Origin of the sequence: Campylobacter sp. CNRCH_2014_0184h, from assembly GCF_025772985.1 — a bacterium.
In the GTDB taxonomy this organism is placed as follows: domain Bacteria; phylum Campylobacterota; class Campylobacteria; order Campylobacterales; family Campylobacteraceae; genus Campylobacter_D.
Window position 1 is genome coordinate 112,455 of record NZ_JAKMTB010000004.1, and the last position, 17,089, is coordinate 129,543.

19 protein-coding genes are annotated in these 17,089 nt (G+C 32.9%); 16 read left to right on the plus strand and 3 right to left on the minus strand.

What is annotated here, in order from left to right:
• Positions 1 to 86 precede the first annotated feature (86 nt).
• On the plus strand, positions 87 to 842 hold the full coding sequence (gene map / locus L8X36_RS05390; protein ID WP_263682904.1) for a type I methionyl aminopeptidase: 756 nt from the start codon (positions 87 to 89) through the stop codon (positions 840 to 842).
• Between the two features lie 16 nt (positions 843 to 858).
• On the opposite strand, the gene L8X36_RS05395 is transcribed toward map, so the two are convergent.
• Genes L8X36_RS05395 through L8X36_RS05405 form a run of 3 tightly spaced genes read right to left on the minus strand, consistent with a single transcriptional unit; the run spans position 859 to position 4,912 of the window.
• Positions 859 to 2,661, minus strand: a complete 1,803-nt coding sequence (locus L8X36_RS05395) for a methyl-accepting chemotaxis protein (RefSeq protein WP_263682905.1) — start codon at positions 2,659 to 2,661, stop codon at positions 859 to 861.
• A complete protein-coding gene (locus L8X36_RS05400) occupies positions 2,645 to 3,568 on the minus strand; it encodes a cytochrome-c peroxidase (RefSeq protein WP_412175673.1) in 924 nt (307 codons plus the stop codon). The genes L8X36_RS05395 and L8X36_RS05400 overlap by 17 nt, the downstream gene beginning before the upstream one ends.
• 54 nt (positions 3,569 to 3,622) lie before the next feature.
• Positions 3,623 to 4,912 (minus strand): MFS transporter, encoded by a 1,290-nt coding sequence (locus tag L8X36_RS05405; RefSeq protein WP_263682907.1) that lies wholly within the window; start codon positions 4,910 to 4,912, stop codon positions 3,623 to 3,625.
• A gap of 132 nt (positions 4,913 to 5,044) precedes the next feature.
• Between L8X36_RS05405 and infA the strand changes: the two genes are divergently transcribed.
• From infA to flgE, 15 genes are all read left to right on the plus strand, one after another.
• On the plus strand, positions 5,045 to 5,263 hold the full coding sequence (gene infA / locus L8X36_RS05410) for a translation initiation factor IF-1 (RefSeq protein WP_012660842.1): 219 nt from the start codon (positions 5,045 to 5,047) through the stop codon (positions 5,261 to 5,263).
• 174 nt (positions 5,264 to 5,437) lie between these two features.
• The gene (gene rpmJ, locus L8X36_RS05415; protein WP_002781429.1) at positions 5,438 to 5,551 is read left to right on the plus strand and encodes a 50S ribosomal protein L36; all 114 of its coding nucleotides are present in this window, start codon (positions 5,438 to 5,440) and stop codon (positions 5,549 to 5,551) included.
• A gap of 3 nt (positions 5,552 to 5,554) precedes the next feature.
• Positions 5,555 to 5,920, plus strand: a complete 366-nt coding sequence (gene rpsM / locus L8X36_RS05420; RefSeq protein ID WP_012660843.1) for a 30S ribosomal protein S13 — start codon at positions 5,555 to 5,557, stop codon at positions 5,918 to 5,920.
• A 9-nt stretch (positions 5,921 to 5,929) separates the two neighbouring features.
• The gene (gene rpsK, locus L8X36_RS05425) at positions 5,930 to 6,322 is read left to right on the plus strand and encodes a 30S ribosomal protein S11 (protein WP_012660844.1); all 393 of its coding nucleotides are present in this window, start codon (positions 5,930 to 5,932) and stop codon (positions 6,320 to 6,322) included.
• 30 nt (positions 6,323 to 6,352) lie between these two features.
• Positions 6,353 to 6,979, plus strand: coding sequence for a 30S ribosomal protein S4 (rpsD, locus tag L8X36_RS05430; RefSeq protein WP_039617184.1), 627 nt, complete (start codon positions 6,353 to 6,355; stop codon positions 6,977 to 6,979).
• A 14-nt stretch (positions 6,980 to 6,993) separates the two neighbouring features.
• Positions 6,994 to 8,007, plus strand: coding sequence for a DNA-directed RNA polymerase subunit alpha (locus L8X36_RS05435; protein ID WP_263663730.1), 1,014 nt, complete (start codon positions 6,994 to 6,996; stop codon positions 8,005 to 8,007).
• Positions 8,008 to 8,010: 3 nt separating this feature from the next.
• Positions 8,011 to 8,364: a 50S ribosomal protein L17 gene (rplQ, locus tag L8X36_RS05440; RefSeq protein WP_012660847.1), complete on the plus strand. Its 354-nt coding sequence runs from the start codon at positions 8,011 to 8,013 to the stop codon at positions 8,362 to 8,364.
• Positions 8,365 to 8,482: 118 nt separating this feature from the next.
• Positions 8,483 to 9,382 carry an ATP phosphoribosyltransferase gene (hisG, locus tag L8X36_RS05445; RefSeq protein WP_039667846.1) on the plus strand — a complete coding sequence of 300 codons (900 nt, stop codon included), beginning with the start codon at positions 8,483 to 8,485 and terminating at the stop codon, positions 9,380 to 9,382.
• A gap of 9 nt (positions 9,383 to 9,391) precedes the next feature.
• Positions 9,392 to 10,672: a histidinol dehydrogenase gene (hisD, locus tag L8X36_RS05450; RefSeq protein ID WP_263682909.1), complete on the plus strand. Its 1,281-nt coding sequence runs from the start codon at positions 9,392 to 9,394 to the stop codon at positions 10,670 to 10,672.
• Positions 10,669 to 11,736, plus strand: a complete 1,068-nt coding sequence (hisB, locus tag L8X36_RS05455) for a bifunctional histidinol-phosphatase/imidazoleglycerol-phosphate dehydratase HisB (RefSeq protein WP_263682911.1) — start codon at positions 10,669 to 10,671, stop codon at positions 11,734 to 11,736. The genes hisD and hisB overlap by 4 nt, the downstream gene beginning before the upstream one ends.
• Positions 11,733 to 12,314, plus strand: coding sequence for an imidazole glycerol phosphate synthase subunit HisH (hisH, locus tag L8X36_RS05460; protein ID WP_263682913.1), 582 nt, complete (start codon positions 11,733 to 11,735; stop codon positions 12,312 to 12,314). Before hisB ends, hisH begins: the two co-directional genes overlap by 4 nt.
• A gap of 6 nt (positions 12,315 to 12,320) precedes the next feature.
• On the plus strand, positions 12,321 to 13,055 hold the full coding sequence (hisA, locus tag L8X36_RS05465) for a 1-(5-phosphoribosyl)-5-[(5-phosphoribosylamino)methylideneamino]imidazole-4-carboxamide isomerase (RefSeq protein ID WP_263682915.1): 735 nt from the start codon (positions 12,321 to 12,323) through the stop codon (positions 13,053 to 13,055).
• Positions 13,037 to 13,804, plus strand: coding sequence for an imidazole glycerol phosphate synthase subunit HisF (gene hisF, locus L8X36_RS05470; RefSeq protein ID WP_263682916.1), 768 nt, complete (start codon positions 13,037 to 13,039; stop codon positions 13,802 to 13,804). The genes hisA and hisF overlap by 19 nt, the downstream gene beginning before the upstream one ends.
• 10 nt (positions 13,805 to 13,814) lie before the next feature.
• On the plus strand, positions 13,815 to 14,441 hold the full coding sequence (gene hisIE / locus L8X36_RS05475) for a bifunctional phosphoribosyl-AMP cyclohydrolase/phosphoribosyl-ATP diphosphatase HisIE (protein ID WP_263682918.1): 627 nt from the start codon (positions 13,815 to 13,817) through the stop codon (positions 14,439 to 14,441).
• 224 nt (positions 14,442 to 14,665) lie between these two features.
• Positions 14,666 to 17,050, plus strand: coding sequence for a flagellar hook protein FlgE (flgE, locus tag L8X36_RS05480; RefSeq protein WP_263682920.1), 2,385 nt, complete (start codon positions 14,666 to 14,668; stop codon positions 17,048 to 17,050).
• The last annotated feature ends 39 nt before the right edge of the window (positions 17,051 to 17,089 follow it).

The following is a 17,089-nucleotide window of genomic DNA, read 5'->3' on the forward strand; positions in this document are numbered from 1 at the left end:
ATTTAAAATAAATTTACAACATAAAAATTTAAAGCTTTTAAAAGCGCATAAATGCTAAATTTTCAAAAATTTTAAGGAAAATATAAATGATAGAAATCAAAAAACCAGCAGAGATAGAAAAACTACGCAAAGCAAATGAGCTTGTAGCTAGAACGCTTGATTATCTAGAAACTATCATAGTTCCAGGTATGAGTTTAAAAGAAATTGATATCAAAGCAGAAAAATTTATACTTGATCATGGTGCAAAACCATCTTTTAAAGGTTTGTATGGTTTTCCAGGCAGTATTTGTATCTCGCTTAATCAAGCTTGCATTCATGGTGTAGGCGATGAGCGTATTTTAAAAGAAGGCGATATTTTAGGTCTTGATGTAGGTACTTGCATAGATGGATACTATGGGGATGCAGCAAGGACTATACCTATAGGTAAAATTTCAGCTACTGATGAGGCTTTAATTGCTTGTGCTAAAGATGCTTTGTATTATGCTATAGATATTATCAAAGAGGGTATGCGTTTTAAAGAGCTTTCTTATGAACTTGGTGAGTTTATTGCTAAAAGAGGTTTTGTGCCTTTGAAGGGTTATTGTGGTCATGGTATAGGTAAAAAACCCCATGGTGAGCCTGAAATTCCAAATTATTTAGAACCAGGTGCTAGTGCAAAAAGTGGACCTAAAATCAAAAATGGCATGGTATTTTGCATAGAGCCTATGGTATGTCAAAAAGATGGCACGCCAGTGCATTTAAAAGGTAATTGGGAAGCAGGAAGCAAAGATGGTTTAAATGCTGCTCATTATGAGCATTGTGTTGCTATTATAAATGGTAAGGCAGATATTTTATCTAAGTAAGAAAGTTTAATCTTTCTTACTCGAATGTTTTTAATTTTTCTGAAAGTTTAGAAGCATTTTCTAAAACATCTTGTGAAATTTGCGTTAAATCAAGGGAGTAGTTTTTAACACAATTTGCAAGCTCAGTTACTTTTTCTATATTTTGTTCTAGTTCATTCATTTTAGCTTTTGATTCATCGCTTTTTTCTTCCATGATTTTAGTAGAATGAATACTTGTTTTTAATTTTTCTATAGAAGTTCCAACCTCACCTTGTAAGATATTAGCTTTGTTAGAGGTATCATTCATGGATTGATGAATTCCATCCATCAAACTTTTGTTGTCATTGATTTGTTGCACTATAGTTCTTACGGTTGTTTCTATGGCAACTAAAGATTTTGTGGTTTTATCTGCTAGATTTCTAACTTCATCAGCAACTACAGCAAAGCCACGTCCGTGTTCACCTGCACGTGCTGCTTCAATAGCTGCATTTAGCGCAAGCAAATTGGTTTGATCGGCTATGTCTTTTATGGTTGTAGTAACTTCTACTATGCTATCAGCACTTTGTACTAGCATATCCATAGCACTTAAAACACTTTGTTCTTTTTCACCACTTAACAATATAAGCTCTACCAATTCTTTAAGTGTAAGCTCAACTTTAGCCATTACTTCTTGCATACCATGCATATCATTTATAGTGTTTTTAGCTAAATTTTGTGTTAAGTCTATATGGCTTTCTAAGATAGAACTTATTTCATGGACATTAGAAATTTGTTCATGTTGTAAAAGTGAGCTTTGCTGTAAAACTTCAGCATTTTGAGAAAGCTTTTGTGAGCTTTTGTGACTTGAATTTGCAGTTTGTATAGCTTCTAAAACCGAATTTTGCACTATTTGTATAAAAGAGTTTATGTAGCCAGCACTTGTTGCTAATTCACTTTTTTTATCAATATCTAATCTTGCACTTAAATTCGCATGCTCACCAGCTAAGTTTGCACTTAGTTTTTCAAGTAAAGATATAGGTATGATTACTTTTTTTAATGTTAAAAGTATGAAGAAAATCAATACAGCTAAGGTGAATAAGAAAATTCCTATAGCGGTGTAAAGATTGTATTTGTTGTTAAGATTAATTTCTTGAGCAATGAAATTTTTATGAGATATGATTTCTTTTTGTAATTCTTGATCAAGAAAACTTTGAGAATTATCTTTTAAAATTTTAATCTGACTTAGTATCATTTTACAATGTGTGCTAAAAAGTTCAAATAATTCTTGTGGAAGCTGTGGATCGTTTGTGTTTAAATTTGCTACTAAACTTTGGAGACGATTTTGTGCTAAAGGTTCTAGTATATCCATAGTTCCTATGATGCTTAATATATCCCCGATAGATTCTATTTGTCTAGCTTCTTGAGCAGTAAGTGCTAGCTTGTTTGTTTGTTTAATGATTTCTTGTTGAATTTCATAAAGATAAAGTTTTGAATTTATAGCAATAGAATTAGCTGATTTAAAATGCTGTAATTGAGCATTTTTTTTCTCAAAAATCGTTTGTATTTTTTTAGTGTCTATTTTATTGGCTTTTAAAATTGCTAAAGTATTTTCAAAATCTTGTATTAAAGCAACGCTAGTGTCATAGTTTTGTAAATTGAGTTTATTTTTAAAAATCTCATCTATTTTGGTATCTAGAATTTCTAATTTTTGAAAAGAACCCATGATGAGTGAATTTCTTTTTGTGGTGTTGTAGGTATTAAAGATAAATAAAGTCAAAGTTAAAAGTAATACCAAAACCACTATAGACAAAGTGATGAATTGTTTTAAAAAAGAAAAAGATTTTTTATTTGAGCGGGTCATGGTATTCTCCTGTTAAAGAATTTAAAAAAGCAACTATATCATCAACCACATCTTGTTCTAAAAATTTACCAAGTTGATAATAAGCCATAAATTGCACGCAAGCATCAAGTGTTGGCATGGAGCCATCATGAAAATAAGGAGCAGTTTTGGCTATATTTCTAAGGCTTGGTACTTTTACTACAAATTGATCATGAGGATCTTGAGTAATCTCATAGCGTCCTTTCCAGTTTGTTCCATTATCATAAGGTACAAATACTCCCATTTTTTGATACATATTGCCACCTATATTTTGACCTTGATGGCATGCTATACAACCATTTGACAAAAAAGCATTATAACCTCTTTTTGCTTGCTCGCTTATTGCGTTTTTATCACCTTTTAAGTAGCGATCAAAAGGAGAATTTGGAGTGAGTAAGGTTTTTTGAAACTCAGCTAAAGCGTGTGTTATATTTTCAAAGTTAATTTCTCCATAAAGTTTTTTAAACTCTTTTTCATAAATTGGGTTAGCTTTTACAATTTGTACTACTTCGCTTTCATCTTTTAAACCCATTTCTTTGGGATTTAATAAAGGATGCTTGGCTTGATCTTGTAAGTCTTTTGCATTGCCTCTCCAAAATTGAGATAGATTAAAAACAGCATTGAAATTTGTAGGTGTATGAAATGGTTCGTCTATTATGCCATTAATACCTGTTGAAAAGGTTTTATTATCAACTCCAAATTTTGTAATATCATGACAAGTATTACAAGATACTTTTTTATCTTTTGATAAACTTGTATCCATGTAAAGCTTTTTGCCTAAGATAGCTTTTTCTTTATCATAAGGAACACTTTCAGGCAAAGGGGTAATCATTTCAAGTGCTAAAAGTGGTAGTAAAGAAAATATTAAAATAATAAAAGTTTTCATAATCATTTTCCTTTATTTTTATAAATTTTTAGTTAATAATTTTTATTAATTATAGCACTAAAATCTTAATCTTTTATAAGTAAATACAGTAGTTAGAAGTGTTATAAATGATAAAAATAAAATATAAATAAAAATTCCATAAACAAAAGGATTCTCAGGTCTTATAGCTAAAGAATGCAACATAAATACAAGCTGAGGCGTAAAACCACCCGCTATAGCATAAGCTATATTATAAGAAAAAGAAATTCCACTAAAGCGAATACTTGGTTTAAAAATTTTACACATTAAAATAGGCGCTAAGGCATTAATACCACCAAAAAAACATGCAATAAAATAAAAATATATACTTAAATGTAAAATTTGAGCATAGAAAAAATAAAAATAAAAAAAACAAGAAAGACTAAAACCTATTGTAAATATCAAACTAGTGATTAAAAAGCCAAATTTATCTACCCAAATTCCAGCAAGCAAAGTTCCACAAGATAAAATTATTATCGCAATCATTTGTATTAAAATAGCATCTGTTTTATCAAGAACTAAAACCTCAGGTATAAAATTTGGCATAAGTAAAATAAGTATGATCACGCAAGCTGTAAGCATCCATGTTAAAAGCATAGAGGCGATGATGTTTAAAAAAATATTTTTTTCTTTAAAAAGTGTCTTTAGCGGAAATTTTTCTAAATTATTTTCTTGATGCATTTTTTGAAAAATAGGTGTTTCTTCTAGAAATTTTCTAAGATATATAGAAATAATGCCAAAAAATCCACCAATAGCAAAAGGAATACGCCAAGCATAATCATAAATTGATTCTTGCTCAAAACAATGATTAATTACCAATGCAACAGCACATCCTAAAAGAATTCCAAAAGCCATAGAAGCATTAATAGCGCTAACACAAAAACCATCTTTCCCATCAGGCGCATGTTCTTTTACAAATACCCAAGCACCAGGTAGTTCCCCGCCTATAGCTACACCTTGAGCTATTCTAACAAGTAGTAAAAATACCGGAGCTAGATAACCTATGCTTTCAAAAGTAGGTATAAAAGCTAAAGAAAAAGTTGGAAGCACCATGAGTAATATGCTTAGCATAAACATTTTTTTACGGCCAAATTTATCACCAAAATGCGCCATAACTATACCACCAAGTGGTCTAGCTAAATATCCTGCTGCAAAGGTTCCATAAGTATTTAAAAGTTTCCAAAAATCACTCATATCGCTTGGAAAAAAATTTCTTGAAATATAATTAGCAAAAAAGACAAAAATCACAAAATCATAAAATTCTAAAGCTCCTCCCAAAGAAGATAAGGAAAGTGTTTTATAATCTTTTCTTTTTAAACTTTTTAGCATTTAAATACTTTCTTTTATAGTGTTTTGATAATTATAATAAAAAATGCCGTAGTTTGTAAAAAATATTAAAAATTTAAAAAGAAAAATTGTGATAAAATAATAGCTTTGTATTTTGTAGAAAGGAGAAAAGCATTGGCAAAAGATGATATTATCGAAATTGATGGTAATGTAATCGAAGCTTTACCTAATGCAACTTTTAAAGTTGAATTAGATAATAAACATGTGATACTTTGTCATATTGCAGGTAAGATGCGTATGCATTATATTAGGATTATGCCTGGCGATAGAGTTAAAGTAGAGCTAACACCTTATAGCCTTGATAAGGGTCGTATTACATTTAGATACAAATAAGTCTAAGTTGTTTAAAAGCAAAAGTAAAGTATAATTAGCACTTTTGCAGAAATTGCAATAAAACTGTATGAAGAAGTATTTTCAAAATCACCACTTATTTTGAAAATAGTTGGTTGCTCTAAAAACCTGGTGCAGTTGTAAAAAAAGTGGAATTTACAATAACAGGAGTAAAGCATGAAAGTTAGACCATCTGTTAAAAAGATGTGTGACAAATGCAAAGTAGTTCGTCGTAAAGGCGTAGTTCGCATTATTTGCGAAAATCCAAAACACAAACAAAGACAAGGATAATTTATGGCTCGTATTGCAGGTGTGGATTTACCAAAGAAAAAAAGAATTGAATATGGTTTGACTTATATTTATGGTATAGGTTTGCATACTTCAAGAAAAATCTTAGATAAAACAGGAATTTCTTATGATAAAAGAGTTCATGAACTAAGTGAAGATGAAGCAGCAGCTATCCGTAAAGAAATTCAAGAAAACTATATGGTTGAGGGTGATCTTAGAAAACAAGTTGCTATGGATATCAAAGCATTAATGGATCTAGGAAGCTTTAGAGGCTTAAGACATAGAAAAGGCTTACCGGTTCGTGGTCAAAAAACAAAAACAAATGCCAGAACTAGAAAAGGTAAGAGAAAAACCGTTGGTGCAAAATCATAAGGATAGAAAATGGCAAAAAGAAAAGTAGTTAAGAAAAAAGTAGTTAAAAAAAATATAGCTAAAGGTATAGTTTATATCAGTGCAACATTTAATAATACTATGGTTACTGTAACTGATGAAATGGGAAATGCTATCGCTTGGAGTAGTGCAGGTGGTTTAGGATTTAAAGGTTCTAAAAAATCAACTCCTTATGCAGCACAACAAGCAGTAGAAGATGCTTTAAATAAAGCAAAAGAACATGGTATTAAAGAAGTAGGTATTAAAGTACAAGGACCAGGAAGTGGTCGTGAGACAGCGGTTAAGAGTGTAGGTGCTATGGAAGGTATTAAAGTAACTTTCTTAAAAGATATTACCCCATTAGCTCATAATGGTTGTAGACCACCAAAACGTCGTCGTGTCTAAGAATAAGATATAAGATTTAGGAGAATTATAATGGCAAGATATAGAGGACCAGTAGAGAAATTAGAAAGACGACTTGGCGTAAGCTTGGCAATGAAAGGCGAAAGAAGATTAGCAGGTAAAAGTGCTTTAGATAAACGCCCTTACGCACCAGGTCAGCATGGACAAAGAAAAGCTAAAATCAGCGAATACGGACTTCAATTAAGAGAAAAACAAAAAGCTAAGTTTATGTATGGTGTTAGTGAAAAACAATTTAGAAGATTATTTAGCGAAGCTGCTAGAAAAGATGGCAACACCGGTGCGCTTTTAATCCAGCTTTTAGAACAAAGACTTGATAATGTTGTTTATAGAATGGGTTTTGCTACAACACGCCGTTTTGCTAGACAACTTGTAACTCATGGACATATTTTAGTAAATGGTAAAAGAGTGGATATTCCTAGTTATAGAGTAGAGGCAGGTCAAAAAATTGAAGTGATTGAAAAAAGCAAAAACAATCCTCAAATTTCAAGAGCGATCGAACTTACTGCTCAAACTGGTATAGTTGCTTGGGTTGATGTAGAAAAAGATAAAAGATTTGGAATTTTTACAAGAAAACCTGAAAGAGAAGAAGTTATCATTCCAGTTGAGGAAAGATATATCGTTGAGTTGTACTCTAAATAATAAAGGTTTTTGATATGAGACATATTACAACTTCTGCTTATACACCGACAGAGTTTAGTATTGAAAATATCAGTGATACAGTAGCAAAAGTAAGTGCATGGCCTTTTGAAATTGGCTATGCTATTACTTTGGCGCATCCTTTGCGTCGTTTGCTTTATTCAAGCACAGTAGGTTTTGCTCCAACAGGAGTTAAAATCAAAGGCGTAGCACATGAATTTGATAGTATGCGTGGTATGCTTGAAGATGTAGCATTGTTTATTATCAATCTAAAAAAATTAAGATTTAAACTAAAAACAGATTCTGAAAAAGAAGTTATAACTTTTAGTTTTAAAGGACCAAAAGAAATTTGCGGAAAAGACTTAGATAACGATGTTGTTGAGGTTGTGAACGCAGATAGCTATCTTGCAACGATCAATGAAGATGCAGATTTAGAATTTACCTTAATCATTGAAAAAGGTATAGGTTATGTACCTTCTGAAGAAGTGCAAAATTTCTTAGATCCTGAATTTATAGCACTTGATGCATTCTTTACTCCGGTAAAACATGCAGTTTATGATATAGAAAAAGTGCTTTTTGAAGATAACCCAGATTATGAAAAAGTTGTTTTTACAATCACAACTGATGGTCAAATTTCACCAAGTGATGCTTTTAAAAATGCTTTAGAAGCAATGTATAAACAATTATCGGTGTTTGATAAAATCACTAATGCTCAAAGCGTTGTAAGAAGCCAAACACAAAATAATGAAGTAGAACACGTAAAATTACTTCAAAATATAACTGAGTTAAATTTAAGCGCAAGAAGCTTTAATTGCCTAGAAAAAGCAAATGTGGTTTATATCGGTGAGCTTGCTTTAATGAGTGTAGGCGAACTTGCAGATTTAAAAAATCTAGGTAAAAAATCTTTGGATGAGATTAAAAGTGTGATGGAATCTATAGGTTTTCCTATAGGAAATTCAAAACTCAGTGATAGTGCAAAAGAAACGCTAAAAAGAAAAATTACAGAATTAAAAGCACAAAATGAAGGATAATCAATGAGACATAGACATGGATATAGAAAGTTAGGTCGCACTTCTACTCACCGTGCAGCCTTATTAAAAAACCTTACCATTGCTATTATTAAAGCAGGTAAAATAGAAACAACATTACCTAAAGCAAAAGAATTAAGAGGTTATGTTGAAAGATTAATTACTCGTGCAAGAAAAGGTGATTTCAATGCTCATAGAGCAGTTTTTGCTAGCTTGCAAGATAAAGAAGCTACAAATAAACTTGTAACAGAAATCGCACCTAAATTTGCAGATAGAAACGGTGGTTATACAAGAATTATCAAAACAAGAATCCGCCGTGGCGATGCTGCAGAAATGGCTTTCATCGAATTCGTAGCTTAATTTTTAGCCTTTTTAAAGGCTAAAAACTTCTTAATTTTTATTTATTTACTTACTATTTTTTGTATTTTTATCCATTTTTTGCTACTATTAATCTTTTTAACTACAAAAAAGGAAAAAAATGCAAGAAAATTCAAGATTACGCATAGCTATACAAAAATCAGGTCGTTTGAGTAAAGATTCTATTGCCTTGCTTGAGTCTATAGGTGTAAAACTTCGCATACACGATCAAAGTTTAATTGCTTTTTCTACAAATTTACCTATTGATCTACTTAGAGTAAGAGATGATGATATACCAGGATTAATTTTTGATGGAGTAGTAGATCTTGGCATAGTTGGAGAAAATGTTTTAGAAGAAAATGAGTTAGAAAGAAAATCAAAAAACGAAAATGCAGATTTTATAATGCTTAAAAAGCTTGATTTTGGTGGGTGCCGTTTGTCTTTAGCATTGCCAGAAAATAGCGAGTATAAAGGTATAGAAAGTTTTAAAAATTTACGCATAGCAACTTCTTATCCACAGCTTTTAAAGCGTTTTATGGAAGAAAATAACATTCCTTATAAAACTTGTATGCTAACAGGCTCAGTTGAAGTAGCGCCAAGTGCAAATTTAGCTGATGGAATTTGTGATTTAGTTTCAAGTGGTGCTACTTTGAAAGCAAATGGGCTTAAAGAAGTTATGGTGATTTATAAGTCAAAAGCTTGCATAATCCAAAGAAAAGAAAGTTTAGCTTCACATAAACAAGAATTAATCGATAAATTACTCATTAGGATTAATGGAGTTATGCAAGCAAGAGAGTCAAAATACATCATGTTGCATGCTCCTATTGAAAAGCTGGAAAAAATCACAGCTTTATTACCAGGTGTTGAAAAACCTACGATTTTACCTTTAGAAAATGATAAAGCTAGAGTGGCGCTACATATGGTAAGTCAAGAAAATTTATTTTGGGAAACTATGGAAGCTTTGAAAAAAGAAGGCGCAAGTGCGATTTTAGTTTTACCTATTGAAAAAATGCTTTCTTAAAGGATAAAAATGCAAATACTTGATTTTGAAAAATTAAACCAAAGCGAACAAGAATTAGCACTCAAGCGTCCTGCTATAAGTGCTAATGCACAGGTTAAAACCATAGTAGAACAAATCATTGAAGATGTCAAAATAAATGGCGATGAAGCTTTAAAACAAATGGCTGTAAAATTTGATAAAGTAGAGTTAAATTCCATTAAACTAAGCGATGAAGAGCTTAGTAATTTAGCAGAGCAAATTGATGATGAGTTAAAACAAGCTATTAAAATAGCTTATGAAAATATCTATAAATTCCACAAAGCTCAAGAAAATAAAACCATAGAAGTTCAAACCTTTGAAGGGGTAACTTGCAAGGTGCTAACAAGAGCTATTGAAAAAGTAGGGCTTTATATACCAGGAGGTTTAGCACCACTTTTTTCAACTGCACTCATGCTAGCTATCCCAGCTAAAATTGCAAAATGCAAATTCATAGCCTTAGCTTCCCCAGCACCACTACACCCTGCCATTGCTTTTGTAGCAAAACTTTGCAAAGTTGATGCAGTGTATCAAATAGGCGGAGCAGGAGCTATAGCAGCGCTTGCTTATGGAACGCAAAGTGTGCAAAAAGTAGATAAAATTTTTGGTCCCGGAAATGCTTTTGTAACTGAAGCCAAAAAGCAAGTTAATAATCATGGAGTAGCTATTGATATGCAAGCAGGACCTTCAGAGGTATTAGTTTTAGCAGATGAATTTGCTAATGCTAAATTTATAGCTTCAGATTTACTCTCACAAGCTGAGCATGGAGTAGATTCTCAAGCGATTTTAGTTTGTACAAGTGAAAAACTAGCCAAAGAAGTAGATAGTGAAGTTGCTTTACAGCTTGAAAAACTCTCGCGTAAAGAAATTGCTTCAAAATCTTTAGCACACTCTAAAATCATTCTTGCAAAAGATATAAAACATGCCATAAGTATTTCAAATGACTATGCACCTGAGCATTTGATCATTCATACACAAGATCCATCTAGCTTGCTTGATGATATTATGCATGCAGGTTCAGTATTTTTAGGTGAGTATTCTCCAGAATCTATGGGAGATTATGCAAGTGGAACAAATCATGTATTACCAACTTATGGTTTTACTAAGTCTTATTCTTCATTAGGGCTTGCTGATTTTATGAAAAGAATGACTGTACAAGAACTTAGTAAAGAAGGCTTTAAAAAACTTGGGCCTGTGGTGGAAATTTTAGCAGCAGCTGAAGGACTTGATGGGCATAAAAATGCCGTGAGTTTAAGATTAGAAAGTCTAAAATGAGTGCAAAAATTTTATTTATCGATAGAGATGGTACGCTCATTGATGAGCCAAAAGATGATTTTCAAATCGATTCTTTGGAAAAACTTGAGTTTGAAAAAGGTGCTATCAATGCACTTTTAAAGTTAAAAAATTTTGGTTTTAAATTTGTTATGGTGAGTAATCAAGATGGCCTAGGCACAAATTCTTTTCCTAGGGAAAATTTTGACAAGGCTCATGAAAAAATGCTAAGTGTTTTTCAAAGTTGTGGTATAGAATTTGAAGATATCTTTATATGCCCACATTTTGAGTATGAAAATTGTGCCTGTAGGAAGCCAAAAACTGCCATGCTTGAAAACTATATCAAAAATAAACTTTATGATAAAAATAAAAGTTTTGTTATAGGCGATAGAGACAGCGATATGCTTTTGGCACAAAATCTTGGAATTCAAGGTTTAAAATATGATAAAAACGATTTTAACTGGGAACAAATCGCTGATTTTATCTTGCAAAATTACCGCAGTGCCTGCATAGAGCGTAATACCAAAGAAACTCAAATTCAAGTTAAAATAGCTTTTAATGAAAAAGCAAAAGCTAATATCAAAACAAATATCGCATTTTTTGATCATATGTTAGAGCAAATTGCTACGCATGCAAATATATCTTTAGAGATAAAATGCAAAGGGGATTTAGAAGTTGATGAACATCATAGCGTAGAAGATGTCGCACTTGCTTTGGGTGAGGCTATTAAAAGCGCACTAGATCAAAAAATAGGCATTGCAAGATATGGCTTTGTTTTACCTATGGATGAGTGCTTGGCAAGTTGTGCGATTGACTTTTGCAATAGACCGCATTTAGTTTATAAGGCTAAATTTAAAAAAGAAAAACTTGGAGAATTAAGTACAGAAATGATAGAGCATTTTTTCTACTCATTAAGTTATGCTATGGGTGCGAGTTTGCATTTAAAAGTTAAAGGCAAAAACGATCATCACAAAGCCGAAGGACTTTTTAAAGCTTTTGCAAGAGCTTTAAAAATGGCTATAAAAATAGAAAATGAAAACCTAGCAAGCTCTAAAGGAGTGATATGAAACTAGCTATTATAGATACAGGTTGTGCGAATTTAGCTTCGCTTGCTTTTGCACTCGAGCGTTTAGGACAAAAAAGTATTATCACGCATGATTTAAAAGAACTCTCGCAAGTAGATAAGCTTTTGCTTCCTGGGGTTGGCACAGCAGCTAAAGCAATGGCTAATCTAAAAGCACTTAATTTAGAAAATTTTATCCAAACTACCACAAAACCACTTTTAGGTATTTGTCTTGGTATGCAAATTCTGGGTAAATTTTCAGAAGAATTACACCAAAAAACACTTGGCATTATGCCTTTTGATACGCAAAAATTCCAAGAAAAAGCAAATTTTACTTTCCCGCATATGGGGTGGAATCAAGTCTTTAGCTCACATGAACTTTTTAAAGGCTTAGATGGAGCTTATTTTTATTTTGTGCATAGTTATTGTGTGGGCTTAAATGAATACACCATCGCAGAGTGTGAGTACTCTACCAAATTTAGTGCAAGTTTAAATAAAGACAATTTTTATGGCGTGCAGTTTCACCCTGAAAGAAGTGGCGAAGCGGGTGAAGTGTTATTAAAAAATTTCATAAATATGTAGGTAAAAATGCAAACTCAAATCATTCCAGCATTAGACTTAATAGATGGTAAAGTAGTAAGGCTTTATAAAGGAGATTACACTAAAAAGCAAGAATACAGCTTTGATCCTTTGGCTAAATTTCAAGAGTATGAGGCTCAAGGCATTGCTTGGCTTCACTTAGTGGATTTAAGCGGTGCAAAAGATCCTAGTAAAAGACAACTAAAACTCATAGAAAACCTAGCTTCTAAAATCAAAGTAAATCTTCAAGTAGGCGGAGGAATTCGCACTAAAGATGAGATTAAAGCTTTGTTTGATAGTGGTGTTAAACGCGTAGTTATAGGCTCTTTAGCGGTTAAAAATAAAGCCTTTACACAAGAGCTTTTGAGTGAATTTGGTGTAGAAAGTATAGTCTTAGCGCTTGATAGTATTTGCGTTAAAGATGAGTTTTTTGTGGCTGTTGATGCGTGGAGTAAAACAAGCGATGATAAATTATTTGATCTTTTAAATTTTTATAAAAATGTAAAGCATATTTTATGTACAGATATTTCTAAAGATGGCACGATGAGTGGAGCAAATATCACTTTATATAAAACTTTGCATGAGAAATTCCCACATTTACAAACCCAAGCAAGCGGAGGTGTGGCAAGTTTAGAAGATTTTAAAAAGTTAAATGGCATAGTAAGTGGTATCATCGTAGGTAAAGCCTTACTTGATAAAGAATTTAGCATAAAGGAGGCTCAAGAATGCTTGCAAAACGCATAATCGCATGTTTGGATGTAAAAGATGGTAGAGTAGTTAAAGGGGTGCAGTTTAAAAACCACGAAGATATGGGCGATATCATCGAGCTTGCTAAATTCTACTCACAAAATGGCATTGATGAGCTTGTATTTTATGATATAACCGCTTCAGCTAAAAATGAGCGCATTGATAGAAATTGGGTAAGCAAAGTAGCACAAAATATCTCTATACCATTTTGCGTTGCAGGGGGCATAAAAAGTGAAGATGACGCAAAAGAGCTTTTAGCAAATGGTGCTGATAAAATTTCTATTAATTCCCCTGCTTTAAATGATCCTGATTTAATCTCACGCCTTGCAAAAAGCTTTGGAGTGCAATGTGTAGTCGTAGGCATAGATACTTTTAAAGATGAAAACAACGAGCTTTTAGTCTATAAATACACCGGAGATGAGAGTAAATCTCATCATAGTGGTAAAAAAACACTAGAATGGGTAAAGCAAGTATGCGAGCTAGGAGCGGGTGAAATCGTGCTAAATATGATGAATCAAGATGGCATGAGAAAGGGCTATGATCTAGATCAACTTGCTAAAGTTAGACAGATTTGTCCTGTGCCTTTAGTGGCAAGTGGTGGTGCAGGAGCTAAAGAGCATTTTTTAGATGCTTTTAAACTTGGTGTTGATGGAGCTTTAGCAGCTTCAGTATTTCATAAAAAACTTATAGATATTAAAGAATTAAAACTATTTTTAAAAGATCAAGGCATACAAATTCGTATTTAAAGGAAAAGCTATGAAGATAAATGAAGAAGAATTCATAAAAAGCATTAACTGGCAAAAGGTTAATAACCTTGTTCCTGTGATCATTCAAGATTATCATTCTTGTGAAGTTTTAATGCAAGGTTTTATGAATGAACAAGCTCTAAGAGAGAGTTTTAAGCACCAAAAGGTTGTGTTTTACTCACGCACTAAAGAGCGTTTGTGGATGAAAGGCGAACAAAGTGGGAATTTTTTGCATATTATAGATATGGGGCTTGATTGCGATAGAGATTGTATCTTGATTTTAGTTAAACCTAGTGGGGCTACTTGTCACACGGGTGATACTTCTTGTTTTGAAACGCTTTCTAAAAAGGCTGATTTTGTGTTTTTATCGCGTCTTGAAAGACTGATTAATTCACGTAAAAACACTTGTACAAGTTCTTCTTACACAGCTGAACTTTTTTCAAAAGGCACTAAACGCATAGCACAAAAAGTAGGCGAAGAAGGCGTTGAAACCGCTTTGGCTGCTACTATTAAAGACAAAGATGAGTTGATAAATGAAGCAGCTGATTTACTTTATCATTTAGATGTTTTATTAGCTGATGCGGATTTGAGTTTAAATGATGTGATTGCTAAATTAAAAGAAAGAAATAAAAGTTAAGCGTGATTTCTCACGCTTAATTAAGCAATATTTTTGAAAAGATTCACTGACTATATCGAGTAATTTTAAAAAAACTTTACACATTAAAATCTAATTTTTGATTTATTTTCTACTTTTTAATTTCATTTTATTTGTATTTTTGGAACACTTATTGCTTTATATCTGCATAAGCAATAGAAGATTGTGAGATATTCACAAAGCAATATTTTTTAAAGGATTTAATTATGATGAGATCTCTTTGGGCTGGGGTTTCTGGACTCCAAGCACACCAATACGCAATGGATGTAGAAGGTAATAACATAGCCAATGTTAATACATTTGGTTTTAAATATTCTCGTGCGGATTTCTCAACGCTTATGAGTCAAACTTCTAAGATAGCTACAGCTCCAGATGGTAACCTAGGTGGTAAAAACCCTATGCAAGTAGGACTTGGTTCTGGTGTAAATTCTACTACTAGAATTCACTCTCAAGGTAATATCCAAACTACAGATAAAAATACCGATATGGCTATCAATGGTGATGGATTTTTCATCGTTTCAAATGATGGTGGTACTACTCAGTATTATACCCGTGCAGGGGACTTTAAAACAGATGCAGTAGGAAATTTCGTAGATAATAACGGCTATACTGTTCAAGGTTGGAATTATAATCAAGAAACAGGTCAAATTGACTCTTCAACTTCAGTAGGTGATATCGTAATCCCACCTGGTATGAGTATGCCTGCTAGACCAAGCTCTTCAGTAAAACTTACAGCAAATTTAGATAGTGGTAATACTTTAGGTATGAATGCTTCTGCAAAAAGACCTATTTATGCACTAGATTCTACTCATGGTAGAAGAGATGATATAGGTAAGCCTATAGATGAAAATGATACTGGACACACTGAGTTTTACACTACTTCAAAAAGTGGAGCCCAAGTAACCGAAAAAGGTGTAGATATGGGTGTAGTGTTTAACGCTCAAGGTGAGGGTTTAAATTTAAGAGATGGACAAGGTATATGGGTAAGTTATGCTGATGCTAAATGGCAATCCAACCAAGCATTGCAGCCTGATTTGCCAACTGAAGCAGGAAAGGCAGTAAATGGAACCCAGTATTCTTTTTGGGGTTTTACTGATGTAAATGGAACTCAACAACCTGCCAAATTAGATATAACTATAAATGGTGTTCGTATAGAAGCTACAGGTGTTGGTAAAGATACTTTTATTAATGCTATCAATGCTAAGACGGCAGAAACTGGTGTAGTGGCTTCTATAGTAGATGGTAAAATGACATTTACAAATGATAATAGCACAGGAACAACAGCAAAATCTAAAAATCTAAATATACAAATGGGACCAACAAATACAGCTGGTGAAACTATTACTTGGGGTAATAATACTGGAACACCTACAGAATGGCCAGTACAGGCTGGAAATGATTTGCTAGGCGGAAATGCAGGGCCTATTAGTGTAATAACTGCTCATGAATATATTTATAGTTCAAATAGTGTTGATATAGGAGCAAATCCAGTTCCAGGTCAAGAAGGAACATGGCCGTCAATGAATGGCCAGAGAGTTTTTCATACTACTGAAGATTTAAGAGAGCTTTTGCAAAGAGATGCTAGATATGCGGTAGATTATGATGGTAGTGGTAATAGAACAGCAGATGATGCAAATGTTGGTGTAGAAGTGGTAGTGGAAAGTGATGGTAGGTTTAAAATTACTAATCCAGCTCAAGATGGTGCAAAAGATATGACCTTTAAAGTTACAGGTTATTCTAATGAAACTAATAAAATCGCTACTAATGATAAATTTACAGCGATGTTTAGCGCCTTAGATGGAAATTTCAATGCAGGTAATAATGAAAAATATTCTCAAGATATGTATCTTTCAGCACATACTGCGAGTATAGAAATCTTTGATTCATTAGGAACTAGACATGAGCTAACTGTGCAATTTACCAAACAAGCTAAAACAGCAGATGGTGGAGCTGAATGGTCTATAATCATCTCAGTGCCTGAGCCTGCAGAGATTAATTTCAGTGGTGATGGAGCCCCAGGAAACATAGTAGTAGGAAATTTAAGATTTGGCAATGATGGTTCACTTCAAAGCTATACGCCAAATGTATTAAACTTCACTGGAAATAACGGCTCAAAACCTGATCAAGTTATAAAACTTGACTTTGGTACAACAGGTGGTTTTGATGGTTTAACAAGCTATGATAAAGACTCAGCTACCACTAAACAAGAAACAGATGGTTACACAGGGGGTAACTTAAAGCCAGATGCATTAAGAACTGATGAGAATGGTTATATCTATGGAGAATTTACAAATGGTAAAACTCTAGCTCTAGCTAAGGTTGCTCTAGCTACTTTCCCAAATAACATGGGTCTTGAAGAAATGGGTAATAACCTTTTCAAAGCAACAGCAAACTCAGGAACACCTACTATAGGCCATGCTGGTGAAGGTGGTAGAGGGGGCTTAAAAGGCTCAGCTATAGAAATGTCAAATGTGGATTTAAGTCGTGCATTAACTGAGCTTATCGTAATCCAAAGGGGTTATCAAGCAAACTCAAAAACGATTACCACAAGTGATCAGCTTTTAAATACTTTGCTTCAATTAAAACAATAATTTTAACCCAAGGTTTTAAAACCTTGGGATCAAGCTTTA